Here is a 15,511-nt window from a genome sequence, read left to right on the forward strand (position 1 = left end):
TCCTATTGAATCTGCTGATCCCGACTCATTCCTGAGTCCAGCCAAACTTGAGGCAACGTATTTTAATATGAGCTTGAATCCTGAGCAAAAGAAGCATTACCGCACGCTGGGCCACAAACTGAATCCTATTGTAACTGTAGCAGGAAAAGGCCTGACAGAAGCGATTCAGCTTGAGGTAGACCGTGCTCTGGAAGACCACGAACTGATCAAGGTGAAGTTTGCCGTTGGTGACCGTGAAGTTAAAAAGCAGCTGATTCGTCAGCTATGCGAGATTGTTGAAGCTGAGCTGATCCAGGAGATCGGCCATATCGCTCTGATCTATCGCAAAGCCGAAGAACCAAACCCAAAGCTTTCCAACCTGCTGCGCTGAGTCTTGGTTACTTACTGAATACAAAAAAGGGTGCCGATGGCACCCTTTTTATTCACAGCCTGCTCAGATATGAGCGACCTCTTCGATCTCATATTCAGCAGCACCACCCGGCGTCTGAATATTGACGATATCACCTTCCTCTTTACCCACGAGACCGCGGGCAATCGGAGAGTTTACCGAGATCTTATTGGCTTTAATGTCCGCTTCATCATCGCCTACGATTTGATAAGTTTTCGTCTCATCAGTATCCAGGTTGATAATGGTGACTGTCGTGCCAAAGATCACTTTGCCTGTGTGAGGGATCGAAGTGACATCGATCACCTGACAGTTAGACAACTTTGCTTCCAGCTCCTGAATCCGCCCCTCAATAAAACCCTGTTGTTCACGCGCAGCGTGATACTCAGCATTCTCTTTCAGGTCACCATGCTCACGGGCTTCTGCAATTGCAGCAATCACCCGTGGGCGGTCTTCAGTTTTAAGCTGATCAAGCTCTGTCCGAAGCGCTGCTTCACCCGCAGCGGTCATTGGTACTCGATTCACGCTCACGCTCCCAGATCCTGTACACGACGAACTTCTTTCTCTTCGCCGAACTGAAGCGCCATAACCACCGCTTCGGCGCCCGCCAGCGTTGTGGTGTAGGGCACTTTGTGCTGCAGCGCGCTGCGACGGATGTCGGCAGAGTCTTCAATCGCCTTACGGCCTTCCGTGGTGTTAACAATGTAAACGATTTCGTCGTTTTTAATCATATCGATGATATTAGGACGACCCTCTTTCACCTTGTTCACCAGCTCAACCTCAACACCGTTGTCAGTCAACAACTGCGCAGTGCCTTTGGTAGCCACCAGTTTAAAGCCCAGTTCAACCAACTGTTTAGCCACATTCAGCACATTCGCTTTATCCGCTTCGCGAACAGATACGAACGCCTTACCCGGCTTAGGCAGTTTGTCGCCAGCACCGATATGCGCTTTCATGAACGCTTCACCGAAGGTTGCGCCCACACCCATGACCTCACCGGTAGACTTCATCTCCGGTGACAGAATCGGGTCAACACCCTGGAACTTGTTGAACGGGAACACCGCTTCTTTCACGTTAAACAGTTTTGGCACGATCTCTTCAGTAAAGCCCAGCTCTGCCAGCGTTTTACCTGCCATCACCTGCGCACCGATTTTCGCCAGAGAAACACCTATACACTTGGAAACAAACGGTACAGTACGGGATGCACGCGGGTTAACTTCGATCACGTAGATCTCACCGTCCTGATACGCAAGCTGAGTATTCATCAGACCGACAACGCCCAGTTCCAGCGCCATCTTGCGTACCATTTCACGCATTTCATTCTGCACATCTTCCGCCAGATTGTATGGCGGCAGTGAACACGCAGAGTCACCGGAGTGGACGCCCGCCTGTTCGATATGCTGCATGATGGCACCAATCACAACCGTTTCACCGTCGCAAACTGCGTCGATATCCACTTCGATCGCTGCATTCAGGAAGTGATCCAGCAGAACCGGTGCGTCGTTAGACACCTGTACCGCAGTATTCATGTAGCGGCGCAGCTCTTCCTCTTTGTAAACAATCTCCATCGCACGTCCACCCAGTACATAGGATGGACGAACAACCAGCGGGTAACCCAGCTTTTCAGCTTCGATTACTGCTTCTTCCATAGAACGAACTGTCGCGTTATCCGGCTGTTTCAGACCCAGTCGTTTCAGCATCTGCTGGAACAGTTCACGATCCTCTGCACGGTCAATCGCTTCAGGAGAAGTACCGATAATCGGCACACCCGCCTGCTCAAGCGCAACCGCCAGTTTCAGTGGCGTCTGGCCACCGTACTGTACGATAACGCCTTTTGGCTTCTCGACATTAACGATCTCCAGAACATCTTCCAGCGTAATCGGCTCGAAGAACAGACGATCGGAGGTATCGTAGTCAGTAGATACGGTTTCAGGGTTACAGTTCACCATGATGGTCTCAAAACCATCATCGCGCGCTGCCAGCGCTGCGTGTACGCAGCAGTAATCGAATTCAATACCCTGACCGATACGGTTCGGGCCACCGCCGATAACCATGATTTTTTCACGGTCAGACGGGTTCGCTTCACACTCTTCCTCGTAGGTTGAGTACATGTAAGCAGTATCAGAAGAGAACTCGGCAGCGCAGGTATCCACACGCTTATAGACCGGACGTACATCCAGACCCTGACGGTGTTTACGGAACTGTTTTTCAGACACACCCAGCAGCGTAGCCAGACGCGCGTCAGAGAAGCCTTTGCGCTTGAGACGATAAACCGAATCTTTATCCAGATCAGACATGGCCATCTCAGACACACGCTGCTCGTCTTTGATGATATCTTCAACCTGTACCAGGAACCACGGATCGATACCGCTGATTTCGTACAGCTCTTCAACGCTCATACCCAGACGGAATGCATCACCCAGATACCAGATACGCTCTGCGCCCGGCTCTTTCATTTCACGAACAATGATCGCGCGCGCATCTTCGCTTTCCAGATCCACGATCGGGTCAAAGCCGGTTGCACCCACTTCAAGGCCACGCAGGGCTTTCTGCAGGGATTCCTGCTGAGTACGACCAATCGCCATCACCTCACCCACAGATTTCATCTGTGTGGTCAGGCGGTCATTGGCCTGCGGGAATTTTTCAAAGGTAAAGCGAGGAATCTTGGTAACAACGTAGTCTATAGACGGCTCAAAAGAAGCCGGCGTTGCACCACCGGTAATGTCGTTCTGCAACTCATCCAGGGTATAACCCACCGCCAGTTTCGCAGCGACTTTAGCGATCGGGAAGCCCGTTGCTTTGGACGCCAGCGCAGAAGAACGGGATACACGTGGGTTCATCTCGATAACAACCACACGGCCATCTTCCGGGTTCACACCGAACTGTACGTTGGAACCACCGGTTTCAACACCGATTTCACGCAGTACCGCCAGAGAAGCGTCACGCATCAACTGGTATTCTTTATCGGTCAGAGTCTGAGCAGGCGCCACAGTGATGGAATCACCGGTGTGTACACCCATAGCATCGAAGTTTTCGATAGAGCAGACGATGATGCAGTTGTCGTTTTTGTCACGTACAACCTCCATCTCGTACTCTTTCCAGCCGATCAGGGATTCATCGATCAGCAGCTCGCTGGTTGGAGACAGATCCAGACCACGCTCACAGATTTCGATGAACTCTTCTTTGTTGTAGGCAATACCACCACCGGTACCACCCATCGTAAAGGACGGACGAATAATGCAAGGGAAGCCCAGTTGCGCCTGAACCTGCAGCGCTTCTTCCATGCTGTGTGCGATCGAAGCACGCGGACATTCCAGGCCGATATTCTTCATCGCCTTGTCGAAGCGGTCGCGGTCTTCTGCTTTATCGATGGTATCAGCGTTGGCGCCGATCATCTCAACACCAAACTTCTCGAGCACACCTTCGCGCTCAAGGTCCAGCGCACAGTTCAGTGCGGTCTGACCACCCATGGTAGGCAGCAGAGCATCGGGGCGCTCTTTCTCAATAATCCGTTCAACTGTTTTCCAGTTGATAGGCTCGATATAGGTAGAATCGGCCATAGATGGATCAGTCATGATCGTTGCAGGGTTAGAGTTCACCAGAATAACCCGGTAACCCTCTTCACGCAGCGCTTTACACGCCTGCGCACCCGAATAGTCAAACTCACATGCCTGACCGATAACAATTGGGCCGGCACCCAGAATCAAAATACTTTGTATGTCCGTACGTTTTGGCATCAGTAATAAACCAGTCGTATCAGTTAGTAGCTGAGGCAGGTGGACAATTCACACCTGCCTTGTATCGTTTCTTTAGCCCGTCAGGGCAGAGCGGCCTTAAGCCTTGGCAGCACGCATATCCGCAATAAAGCGGTCAAACAGTGGCGCCACATCATGCGGGCCCGGGCTTGCTTCTGGGTGACCCTGAAAACTGAATGCGGCACGATCGGTACGTTCAATACCCTGCAGTGATCCGTCAAACAGTGATTTATGCGTTGCACGAACAGTGGTTGGCAGTGCATCTTCATCCACCGCAAAGCCGTGGTTCTGGGAGGTAATCATGACCTGCTTACTGTCCAGATCCTGTACCGGATGGTTGGCACCATGATGGCCAAACTTCATCTTCACCGTCTTAGCTCCGGAAGCAAGAGCCAGCAACTGATGACCCAGACAGATACCAAATACGGGAAGATCGGTTTTGCAGATCTCCTGAATCGCTTCGATTGCATAGTCACAAGGCTCCGGGTCGCCCGGTCCGTTGGACAGGAAAACACCATCCGGATTCAGTGCCAGCACTTCGGCTGCAGGCGTTTTCGCCGGTACAACCGTCAGACGGCAACCGCGCTCGACCAGCATCCGCAGAATGTTGCGCTTAACCCCGTAGTCATAAGCCACTACGTGGAACGGCTGTTCAGCAGGGTTCATCTCCGCATGTCCTTCACCCAGTTTCCAGGTAGAGGAGTTCCACTCATAGGAAGACTCTGTGGTAACAACCTGAGCCAGATCCATACCTTTCAGACCCGGGAAAGCTTTAGCTTCAGCCAGCGCTTTCTCTTCATCGATATCGCCGGCCATGATGCAGCCGTTGAGGGAGCCTTTTTCACGAAGAATACGTGTCAGGCGGCGGGTATCAATATCAGCAATGCCGACAATGTTGTTGTCTTTCAGGTAGTCATCGAGATTCTTCTCGTTACGGAAGTTACTCGCTACCAGAGGCAGATCACGAATAACCAGACCGGCAACCCAGGTACGGGAGGATTCTTCATCCTCAGTGTTAGTACCCGTATTACCGATATGAGGGTAAGTCAGGGTAACAATCTGACGACAGTAAGATGGATCCGTCAGAATCTCCTGGTAACCCGTCATAGAGGTGTTAAATACAACCTCGCCGCTAGACAGACCGTCTGCGCCAATGGCTAAGCCCTTGAAAATGCTTCCGTCTTCAAGAGCAAGAATGGCTGGTCTCGCCAATTGAACCTCCCCGCGTAAATGCGCAACAACAAAATCAGAAACGATACGTGCAAAAAAGCGAGGTAAAATCGAAATTCAACCTCGCTTCCTTGTTTGGAAAATCTGTGTAAACGTTTGCTCCAGGCAAACCGGCTGTATTCTAAGCCATAAACCCTCATTATGTCTATTCAAGCCCGCAAAAATCACACCAAACCCTGCATAAAAATAAGTTGGGGCTAAAACCCGATTCATACAACTGTCACAGTTTCGTAGTAAAAAGCACTCACCCCATTTATTCCTGCCATTTCAGTACTTAGAATTTTTAAGGTTGGACATGAAAATTTCTGCCATTACCCGTCTAGCTGGTGCCACACTGGCGCTGATCGTTGTACTCCTCGCTGCGGCGATCGTCTGGTCTCTCGACAAGCTGGATAGCGCCTTCCAGCAAAAAGACCAGTATTACGCCTATAAACAGGAGGTACAGGCGCAACTGGAAAAACCCGTGGCGACCTATCTGATGACCGGCGATGCTACGCTGCTGAGCGCTATCGAGCACAACCTGCAGGCACTGCAGGCCCTGACGGAAGAAAGCCTGCCACCTGAAGTGGCGAGCGACGTCAGCGGCCGGCTGGAAAGCATCGGCAGCGACACCTTACTCGAACTGCGCGCAGCAGGAAAACTGGCACAGCCGGAACAGCTACTTATTCACAATGAGCGTGAACTGAGTGACGCCATCGACCAACTTCAGGACTATGCCTCACAGGCAGCGCCGTATCAGAGCAACCTGCAGCAGCAGTATCTCGATAAGCTGGTCCGGTTGCAGCAGAACCTCCTCCACCTGAGCCACAGCCGCCAGAGTTATTTCCAGACCGCAAGCGATGAGAGCTATCAGCAGATCAGCTTCATTCTGGAGAAACTCAGCCAACGCAGTAATGAGCTGGAAAAGCTACAGCGGTTGGGCATCTATCGGACCAGCGAAGAAGATTCGGATGATCTGTCTACTCTGCTGGGTATCGCCAGCGATGAAGAAAGCACCGCCAGCCAGGCTGAAATCGCCGACGACCCTATTGCGACGGTTCGCAGCCAGATTAACCGCTACCCCAAAGAACTGGAAAATGCCCGCCTTCTGAGCGAGCAGAAAAAACAATCCAATCTGAATGCCGAAACCGCCATCAGCGATCTGAACGCGTCGGTAGCCGTGGTGGCAGAAGCCATTGTCAGCCGCTATGACGAAACCCGCATGTCCGTCTACTATCTTATGGGCATCTGTATTGTCCTGATTATCGTAACCGGCATCTCAATGAACTTCCTGCTTCAGCGCCTTGGCGGTATTCTGATCAGAACCACGGGCTTTATCGACCAGCTATCGCATGGCCATTTCAGCAGTAACCTGTCGATACAATCGAATATCAGTGAAGCCCAGAGCCTGAACGCCTCCATAACCCGGCTACAGACGTTCTTCGCTAATCTGCTGAGCAACATTCGCACTGAAACTGAAAACCTCAAACATCTTCAGCATCAGGCAGTGACACAGGCTGATCAACTGGAAAGCTCAATCAACCAGCAACGTCAGGCCTCAGAGAGCGCGGTGGTTCAGATCACACAACTGAACGCCTCCTTCAGCGAGGTAGCGACCCGCGCGAGCCAGACAAGCTGCACGACCCAGAATACGTCAGAGCAGGCCTCCAATGGCGCCACACAGATCCAGAAGACCCGGGAGTATATTGATCGTCTGAATGACGAAATCGCAGCTACCGCCACATCGCTGAATGAGCTCCAGAATGACTCTATTGCCATTCAGAACGTTCTCGGCGTCATTCAGGGCTTTGCTGAACAGACGAATCTGCTGGCACTTAACGCAGCTATTGAAGCAGCCCGGGCCGGCGAAACCGGTCGCGGCTTTGCAGTCGTAGCCGACGAAGTCCGCAATCTGGCGGCCAACACGGCCAAATCCGCGGATGAGATACAGGCTATTACCAACCGTCTCAGCAATACGACCGAAGAGACGGTCAGTAAGATGCAGATTCAGCAGCAAGCTGCGCTGCAGACCGTCAAACTGGCACAGGAAGCTCAACAGGCGTTTGATGACATCCGACAGTCAATCGATGAAATTAACGATATGAGCGCGCTGATCGCATCCTCTACTGAGGAACAGACCTCCGTCACCAGCGAGATCACAGAGACCGTTGAAACCTCTAACTCTCTGACCAAGTACTCCATCGCTGCAGCCGAGACCAACAAACAGCAGGCAGCCAAACTCGCGCAAGCTAACGAGCAACTCACCCAGCTCGTCAGCCAGTTACACTGACCATTAAAAAGCCCGGTCTGCAGACCGGGCTTTTTTTGCACTCAACTTTACACTCAGCAATAAAGCATCACTTAGCCGAAAACTGACGCCAGTCCGCCAACCCCTGCTGCAGCGCCTGCTGCATAAAGCCATCCGCAATCATCTCCTGCACAGTTTTAGCCAGAGCCCCGCGTAGCACCCCGGTATTACAGGCCGACTGATGGGAGACAGTCAGGTACAGCCCTTCACTGCTGATAGGCGGATCGAGTACGTCAAATGCCTCCGAATACCCCAGCAGCCCGGCATAGGCCAGCCCGGGGTTTTTCTCATACAGCGCATACTCCGCACGACCCCGTTGCACCATGGTAAACGCCTGCTTTAATGACGCCACATACAACAGATCAAGCTCAGCCTTCGCATATTCATCGAAGTCCTGACCAAAACTGTTATTAATCACGGTCACACCCTTATGCTGTTTCAGATCGGGCCACTGCCCGTAAGTCATCGCCGAGCCAGCCTTACGCCAGACCACACTGGTGGTATCAAGAAAAGCCGGATAAACATAGTCCATATACTGGATACGCGGAATCGTATAGAAAGCCCCCGCGATAAGATCAACCTTCCCGGTCCGCATCACCTCCTGAGCCCGGGCCCAGGAACCCACATCTTGCAGGTCGATCTCAATTTCAAGGCGACGGGCGATTTCATCCATAATCAGGCGATTCGCGCCCAACAACGACTTAGTACCATCATCCGCCCGCCAGAGATACGGCGGATATTCAGCGTTTCCGGTGGCCGTCAGTCGCTTACAACCAAGCTCCGCCGCGGACAAATTCGATGCCAGAAGCACCCCTGCCATCCCTAAAAAAAAGACAAAGCGTTTAATATTCAACAACATGAAACACTCACACCTATAAATCTATGCAACATTGCAGATGAATTCAGTATAGGAATCAATCCAAAAACCCCGCAAGTAACTTTAGGTCTATTTTTTTAGGATAGGTACGATCTACTGGACGACTGAGCAATACGCTTCGCTATTCGCACCCTACAGAAGCTGTTAACTACGTGGGCTAGGTTAGCGTAGCGTAACCCGGTGCTTTGTCGGTAGGGTTGGCAAGAATCGGCGTTATCGGTGCAATACGCTTCGCTATTGGCACCCTACGGAGTCTGTTAACTACCGGTGTTTTGCAGGCGGCTGTCTGTGATGACCTACCATGATCAGAAACACGGTTGCAGCCCCTGCGGGCGCCGTTGCAGTGACCGAAGATCATCCGATCCAATAACGAAAAAACCCCTACCGCGTAAGCGATAGGGGTTCTTCGTAATTAGATGCTTGGCGATGACCTACTCTCACATGGGGAGACCCCACACTACCATCGGCGATGTTGCGTTTCACGTCTGAGTTCGGGATGGAATCAGGTGGTTCCACAACTCTATGGTCGCCAAGCAAAACTGTTACAACTCGGATCTGATTCTTCTTAGTATTTGATTTAGAGTTTTGACTGCTTTCTACATACCGTCAATTCGTTACTCTCTATCGTCGTGCTTTCGCACTTACAAGTCACTTGCCAAACGCCTTGGGCGTTATATGGTCAAGCCTCACGGGCAATTAGTACGGGTTAGCTCAACGCCTCACAGCGCTTCCACACCCCGCCTATCAACGTCTTAGTCTTAAACGGCCCTTTAGGGGACTCAAGGTCCCAGTGAGATCTCATCTTGAAGGAGGCTTCCCGCTTAGATGCTTTCAGCGGTTATCCCGTCCGAACATAGCTACCCGGCAATGCAATTGGCATCACAACCGGAACACCAGAGGTTCGTTCACTCCGGTCCTCTCGTACTAGGAGCAACTCTTCTCAAATCTCAAACGCCCACGGCAGATAGGGACCGAACTGTCTCACGACGTTCTAAACCCAGCTCGCGTACCACTTTAAATGGCGAACAGCCATACCCTTGGGACCGGCTTCAGCCCCAGGATGTGATGAGCCGACATCGAGGTGCCAAACACCGCCGTCGATGTGAACTCTTGGGCGGTATCAGCCTGTTATCCCCGGAGTACCTTTTATCCGTTGAGCGATGGCCCTTCCATACAGAACCACCGGATCACTAGAACCTACTTTCGTACCTGCTCGACGTGTCTGTCTCGCAGTCAAGCACCCTTCTACTCTTGCGCTCATTGCATGATTTCCGACCATGCTGAGGGTACCTTCGTGCTCCTCCGTTACTCTTTGGGAGGAGACCGCCCCAGTCAAACTACCCACCACACAATGTCCCCGATCCCGCTTAGGGACCTGGGTTAGAACCTCAATATTACCAGGCTGGTATTTCAAGATTGGCTCCACCTTATCTGGCGACAAGGTTTCAAAGCCTCCCAGCTATCCTACACAAGTAATATCAAAGTCCACTGTGAAGCTGTAGTAAAGGTTCACGGGGTCTTTCCGTCTAGCCGCGGGTAAACTGCATCTTAACAGCTATTTCAATTTCACTGAGTCTCGGGTGGAGACAGTGTGGCCATCGTTACGCCATTCGTGCAGGTCGGAACTTACCCGACAAGGAATTTCGCTACCTTAGGACCGTTATAGTTACGGCCGCCGTTTACCGGGGCTTCGATCAAGAGCTTCGCTTACGCTAACCCCATCAATTAACCTTCCGGCACCGGGCAGGCGTCACACCCTATACGTCCTCTTTCGAGTTTGCAGAGTGCTATGTTTTTAATAAACAGTCGCAGCCACCTGGTATCTTCGACCGCCAACAGCTTAGAGAGCAAGTCTCATCACCATCAGCGGCGCACCTTCTCCCGAAGTTACGGTGCCATTTTGCCTAGTTCCTTCACCCGAGTTTTCTCATACGCCTTAGTATTCTCTACCTGACCACCTGTGTCGGTTTAGGGTACGGTTAGTCACAACCTGAAGCTTAGAGGCTTTTCCTGGAAGCATGGCATCAACCACTTCAGTCCACATGGGACCTCGTCATCAGTTCTCGGTCTTAAGCGCCCGGATTTACCTAAGCACTCAACCTACTACCTTAAACGCGGACAACCAACGCCGCGCTGGCCTAGCCTTCTCCGTCCCCCCATCGCAGTTGTGAGCAGTACAGGAATATTAACCTGTTTCCCATCGGCTACGCTCTTCAGCCTCGCCTTAGGGGCCGACTCACCCTACCTCGAATAGCGTTGGATAGGAACCCTTGGTCTTCCGGCGGGGAGGGTTTTCACCTCCCTTATCGTTACTCATGTCAGCATTCGCACTTCTGATACCTCCACCCTGCCTTACGGCTTGAGCTTCAACGGCTTACAGAACGCTCCTCTACCATGCCATAAATGGCATCCGCAGCTTCGGTGTCATACTTAGCCCCGTTATATCTTCCGCGCGGGCCGACTCGACTAGTGAGCTATTACGCTTTCTTTAAAGGGTGGCTGCTTCTAAGCCAACCTCCTAGCTGTCTAAGCCTTCCCACATCGTTTCCCACTTAGTATGAACTTTGGGACCTTAGCTGGCGGTCTGGGTTGTTTCCCTTTCCACGACGGACGTTAGCACCCGCCGTGTGTCTCCCATGATTGCACTCATTGGTATTCGGAGTTTGCATCGGGTTGGTAAGTCGGGATGACCCCCTAGCCGAAACAGTGCTCTACCCCCAATGGTGAGACATGAGGCACTACCTAAATAGTTTTCGAGGAGAACCAGCTATCTCCGAGTTTGATTAGCCTTTCACTCCTATCCACAAGTCATCCGCTGGCTTTTCAACGACAGTCGGTTCGGTCCTCCAATGCGTGTTACCGCATCTTCAACCTGCCCATGGATAGATCACTCGGTTTCGGGTCTACTCCTAGCGACTGGACGCCCTATTAAGACTCGGTTTCCCTACGGCTCCGCAAACGCTTAACCTTGCCACTAAAAGTAAGTCGCTGACCCATTATACAAAAGGTACGCAGTCACCGTCCGAAAACGGCTCCCACTGCTTGTACGTACACGGTTTCAGGGTCTATTTCACTCCCCTCACAGGGGTTCTTTTCGCCTTTCCCTCACGGTACTGGTTCACTATCGGTCAGTCAGGAGTATTTAGCCTTGGAGGATGGTCCCCCCATATTCAGACAGCGTTTCACGTGCGCCGTCCTACTCGATTTCACGGTATATAAGTTTTCGCATACGGGGCTATCACCCACTATGGCCACACTTTCCAGAGTGTTCTGCTAACTACAATACCGCTTAAGGGCTGGTCCCCGTTCGCTCGCCGCTACTTAGGGAATCTCGGTTGATTTCTTTTCCTCCGGGTACTTAGATGTTTCAGTTCCCCGGGTTCGCCTCCTATAGCCTATGTATTCAGCTATAAGATACCTGTAAACAGGTGGGTTTCCCCATTCGGAAATGCTAGGATCAAAGCCTGTTTGCCGACTCCCCTAGCCTTATCGCAGGCTACAACGTCCTTCATCGCCTCTGACTGCCAAGGCATCCACCGTGCACGCTTAGTCACTTGACCATATAACCCGAAGGCGTCTGGATCACAGTAACTTGTAAAAGTAACGATAGATTTCGCCGAATTGGCGCATGTAGAAAATCTACATGTCAAATCTAAATCAAATGAATCAAATCCAAATTGTTAAAGAGCGTTTAAAGCAAAAGCTTTAAAAGATAAGGCATCAGTATGCGTTATGTTTTAAAACTCTTAAGAGTAATGGTGGAGCTATGCGGGATCGAACCGCAGACCTCCTGCGTGCAAAGCAGGCGCTCTCCCAGCTGAGCTATAGCCCCATACAGCGTAATTTTCACAAGACAAGGCGTGGGACGGCGAAGCATAGTGTACTATGCGAGTCGTGCCACAACGCAGCATTGTGGAAATTTGGTAGGCCTGAGTGGACTTGAACCACCGACCTCACCCTTATCAGGGGTGCGCTCTAACCAGCTGAGCTACAAGCCTATTTCTTTGCGTGTCTTTTTACGCAGTGCGGCGTTGCTGCCTTCGCTCATTCGGTCATGTACTTATGTACACTCCCTCATTCGCTCAGCCCGCGCCTTGCTCTTCGCAAAAATCCAGGCAAATAAACCACTTAGCCTACAGACTTAGTAGCTACCTTTCCGCTCTCTTCACTTTCTGATCAGATAATTCGTGTGAACGCTTGCCGAGACGCGGCATTCGTTAAGGAGGTGATCCAGCCCCAGGTTCCCCTAGGGCTACCTTGTTACGACTTCACCCCAGTCATGAACCACACCGTGGTAACCGCCCTCCCGAAGGTTAAGCTAGCTACTTCTGGTGCAATCCACTCCCATGGTGTGACGGGCGGTGTGTACAAGGCCCGGGAACGTATTCACCGCGACATTCTGATTCGCGATTACTAGCGATTCCGACTTCATGGAGTCGAGTTGCAGACTCCAATCCGGACTACGACCGGTTTTCTGAGATTAGCTTACCCTCGCAGGTTCGCGGCCCTCTGTACCGGCCATTGTAGCACGTGTGTAGCCCAACTCGTAAGGGCCATGATGACTTGACGTCGTCCCCACCTTCCTCCGGTTTGTCACCGGCAGTCTCCTTAGAGTTCCCACCATTACGTGCTGGCAAATAAGGACAAGGGTTGCGCTCGTTACGGGACTTAACCCAACATTTCACAACACGAGCTGACGACAGCCATGCAGCACCTGTCTCTGCGTTCCCGAAGGCACCAAGCTATCTCTAGCAAGTTCGCAGGATGTCAAGAGTTGGTAAGGTTCTTCGCGTTGCTTCGAATTAAACCACATGCTCCACCGCTTGTGCGGGCCCCCGTCAATTCATTTGAGTTTTAACCTTGCGGCCGTACTCCCCAGGCGGTCTACTTATCGCGTTAGCTGCGCCACTAAAAGATCAAGTCCCCCAACGGCTAGTAGACATCGTTTACGGCGTGGACTACCAGGGTATCTAATCCTGTTTGCTCCCCACGCTTTCGCACCTCAGTGTCAGTATCGGTCCAGGTAGTCGCCTTCGCCACTGGTGTTCCTTCCTATATCTACGCATTTCACCGCTACACAGGAAATTCCACTACCCTCTACCGTACTCTAGACTGGCAGTATCAGGTGCAGTTCCCAGGTTGAGCCCGGGGCTTTCACATCTGACTGACCAATCCACCTACGCGCGCTTTACGCCCAGTAATTCCGATTAACGCTCGCACCCTCCGTATTACCGCGGCTGCTGGCACGGAGTTAGCCGGTGCTTCTTCTGCAGTTAACGTCACAGGATGCAGGTATTAACTACACCCCTTTCCTCACTGCTGAAAGTGCTTTACAACCCTAGGGCCTTCTTCACACACGCGGCATGGCTGCATCAGGCTTGCGCCCATTGTGCAATATTCCCCACTGCTGCCTCCCGTAGGAGTCTGGGCCGTGTCTCAGTCCCAGTGTGGCTGATCATCCTCTCAGACCAGCTAGAGATCGTTGCCTTGGTGAGCCATTACCTCACCAACAAGCTAATCTCACGCAGGCTCATCAAATAGCACAAGGTCCGAAGAGCCCCTGCTTTCTCCCGAAGGACGTATGCGGTATTAGACCAAATTTCTCTGGCTTATCCCCCACTACTTGGTAGATTCCTACGCGTTACTCACCCGTCCGCCACTCGTCAGCAACTAGCAAGCTAGTCCTGTTACCGTTCGACTTGCATGTGTTAGGCCTGCCGCCAGCGTTCAATCTGAGCCATGATCAAACTCTTCAGTTTAAATCATATGTGTTACCAGGAATGTGGTAACGGGCTCTAGTACTAAACAACCGGATAACATTCTTAAGAACGTTAAACCTATTTGTAAATCGCTTAAATGAATTCACTTGGTTGCTTGTCTAGACAAGTAAATGTTGCGTTGTCTCAACAAGCGCCCACACGAATTATCTGATCAAATTGTTAAAGAGCGTTGCTTGATGTTTCGTCTCAAGCGAGGCGCATATTCTACTTTGCGCTCATTCAAAGTCAACCGTTTATTTTGCAATTTTGTAAAATTTTTTACTCAGCAACCGGACTTTGAATCCTGCTCCGTAAGCACCGTCAAAATCCAATGGATTCAAGCACTTACTAAGCACCTTGCTTAGTTCAATCAGCCCCGTTTCGGCGGCCTCCCTAAGCAAGGACGGCGAATTCTACAGCGTTCTGAAAAAGGGTCAACACCCTGTCGTAAAAAAACTGAAAAAAACCGTAAAAAAGTGCCATACCGGCCCTTTTTGATCACTAAACAATCAGCACTGTTTGTTATCTGTACAGAGCGGGTCGTTTTACGGCGGGCAGAAACAGAAAAGGCGCCTGACGGCGCCTCTTTCATCTCTTTGCAGCTATCCCGATATGTAGCTTAGAGGAATCACTGTACTCCAGAGGATGACGGAGGTTACCAGTATCCCGACCAGGGTACAGAGCCCTACAGTCAGAATAGAAGTTGAGAACAGGAATGCCCGTTCTTCAGGTATTTTCATAATCACCGGTACACCTGTGTATAGCAGGTATACGGAATAACACACTGCAACCAGGCCAACGGACACGTTAAACCACAGGAGCGGATATAAAGCGGCCAGTCCGGACAGGAACATAGGCGTTGCAGTGTAGGTTGCCAGTGACAGACAGTCATCGAATGAGACATTGCCACCGTAGTTTTTTTCCATCCAGTGGATGGCATAGGTGATAAAGCCAACAGCAACCCACATCGCAAAATAGAATGCGACTGCTGCCGGTAGTGCACTCATGGCATCGAGCTTGACGTATTCCGTTCCCGCAATACTCCAGCCCACCTGAGTTGTCCCGATAAACATTGAGACTGCCGGTATCGCAGCCAGAATACTTATCTGCTGCAAAAAGATATGTGCAGCGCTGTAGTGCTCTTTTCTAATCTGCCCCCACTCTTCTTTAGGGTGGTACAGAATTCCCATCATATGCTGAATAAACATGATGCATCCC

The 15,511-nt window shown here is 51.4% G+C and carries 7 protein-coding genes, 2 tRNA genes and 3 rRNA genes; 2 read left to right on the forward strand and 10 right to left on the reverse strand.

Features of this window, described 5'->3' with window-relative positions; genetic code table 11:
- Nucleotides 1-67 precede the first annotated feature (67 nt).
- The gene (locus QUD59_RS05690; RefSeq protein ID WP_286240140.1) at nucleotides 68-370 is read left to right on the forward strand and encodes a YhbY family RNA-binding protein; all 303 of its coding nucleotides are present in this window, start codon (nucleotides 68-70) and stop codon (nucleotides 368-370) included.
- A gap of 63 nt (nucleotides 371-433) precedes the next feature.
- Here QUD59_RS05690 and greA read toward each other — a convergent pair whose 3' ends face one another.
- The 3 genes from greA to carA all read right to left on the reverse strand — a co-directional run bounded on the left by greA (nucleotide 434) and on the right by carA (nucleotide 5,352).
- A complete protein-coding gene (greA, locus tag QUD59_RS05695) occupies nucleotides 434-910 on the reverse strand; it encodes a transcription elongation factor GreA (protein ID WP_286240995.1) in 477 nt (158 codons plus the stop codon).
- A 2-nt stretch (nucleotides 911-912) separates the two neighbouring features.
- On the reverse strand, nucleotides 913-4,122 hold the full coding sequence (carB, locus tag QUD59_RS05700) for a carbamoyl-phosphate synthase large subunit (protein ID WP_286240141.1): 3,210 nt from the start codon (nucleotides 4,120-4,122) through the stop codon (nucleotides 913-915).
- Nucleotides 4,123-4,218: 96 nt separating this feature from the next.
- Nucleotides 4,219-5,352: a glutamine-hydrolyzing carbamoyl-phosphate synthase small subunit gene (carA, locus tag QUD59_RS05705; protein WP_286240142.1), complete on the reverse strand. Its 1,134-nt coding sequence runs from the start codon at nucleotides 5,350-5,352 to the stop codon at nucleotides 4,219-4,221.
- 313 nt (nucleotides 5,353-5,665) lie between these two features.
- Here carA and QUD59_RS05710 point away from each other — a divergent pair, with 313 nt between their 5' ends.
- On the forward strand, nucleotides 5,666-7,639 hold the full coding sequence (locus QUD59_RS05710; protein WP_286240143.1) for a methyl-accepting chemotaxis protein: 1,974 nt from the start codon (nucleotides 5,666-5,668) through the stop codon (nucleotides 7,637-7,639).
- Between the two features lie 67 nt (nucleotides 7,640-7,706).
- Here the strand turns inward: QUD59_RS05710 and QUD59_RS05715 are convergent, their stop codons facing one another.
- The 7 genes from QUD59_RS05715 to QUD59_RS05745 form a co-directional block, all read right to left on the reverse strand.
- Nucleotides 7,707-8,516, reverse strand: a complete 810-nt coding sequence (locus QUD59_RS05715; protein ID WP_286240144.1) for a substrate-binding periplasmic protein — start codon at nucleotides 8,514-8,516, stop codon at nucleotides 7,707-7,709.
- A gap of 436 nt (nucleotides 8,517-8,952) precedes the next feature.
- Nucleotides 8,953-9,068: ribosomal RNA gene (gene rrf, locus QUD59_RS05720) — 5S ribosomal RNA — on the reverse strand.
- Nucleotides 9,069-9,209: 141 nt separating this feature from the next.
- Nucleotides 9,210-12,094 (reverse strand): 23S ribosomal RNA (locus QUD59_RS05725).
- Nucleotides 12,095-12,290: 196 nt separating this feature from the next.
- A tRNA-Ala gene (locus QUD59_RS05730) sits at nucleotides 12,291-12,366 on the reverse strand.
- A gap of 89 nt (nucleotides 12,367-12,455) precedes the next feature.
- Nucleotides 12,456-12,532 (reverse strand) — tRNA-Ile (locus QUD59_RS05735).
- Nucleotides 12,533-12,752: 220 nt separating this feature from the next.
- Nucleotides 12,753-14,293: ribosomal RNA gene (locus QUD59_RS05740) — 16S ribosomal RNA — on the reverse strand.
- Together the 16S, 23S and 5S rRNA genes with 2 tRNA genes alongside form the textbook arrangement of a ribosomal RNA operon.
- A 602-nt stretch (nucleotides 14,294-14,895) precedes the next feature.
- Nucleotides 14,896-15,501, reverse strand: coding sequence for a Yip1 family protein (locus tag QUD59_RS05745; RefSeq protein ID WP_286240146.1), 606 nt, complete (start codon nucleotides 15,499-15,501; stop codon nucleotides 14,896-14,898).
- Nucleotides 15,502-15,511: the final 10 nt, after the last annotated feature.

This window comes from Neptuniibacter halophilus, from assembly GCF_030295765.1.
Classification (GTDB): Bacteria; Pseudomonadota; Gammaproteobacteria; order Pseudomonadales; family Balneatricaceae; genus Neptuniibacter; species Neptuniibacter halophilus.

What these genes read in the sequence shown, in the direction of transcription:
- carB (WP_286240141.1), bottom strand. Translation starts at nt 4,122, where the DNA reads ATGCCAAAACGTACGGACATACAAAGTATTTTGATTCTGGGTGCCGGC.
- QUD59_RS05690 (WP_286240140.1), top strand. Translation starts at nt 68, where the DNA reads ATGAGCTTGAATCCTGAGCAAAAGAAGCATTACCGCACGCTGGGCCAC.
- QUD59_RS05745 (WP_286240146.1), bottom strand. Translation starts at nt 15,501, where the DNA reads ATGTTTATTCAGCATATGATGGGAATTCTGTACCACCCTAAAGAAGAG.
- QUD59_RS05710 (WP_286240143.1), top strand. Translation starts at nt 5,666, where the DNA reads ATGAAAATTTCTGCCATTACCCGTCTAGCTGGTGCCACACTGGCGCTG.
- QUD59_RS05715 (WP_286240144.1), bottom strand. Translation starts at nt 8,516, where the DNA reads ATGTTGTTGAATATTAAACGCTTTGTCTTTTTTTTAGGGATGGCAGGG.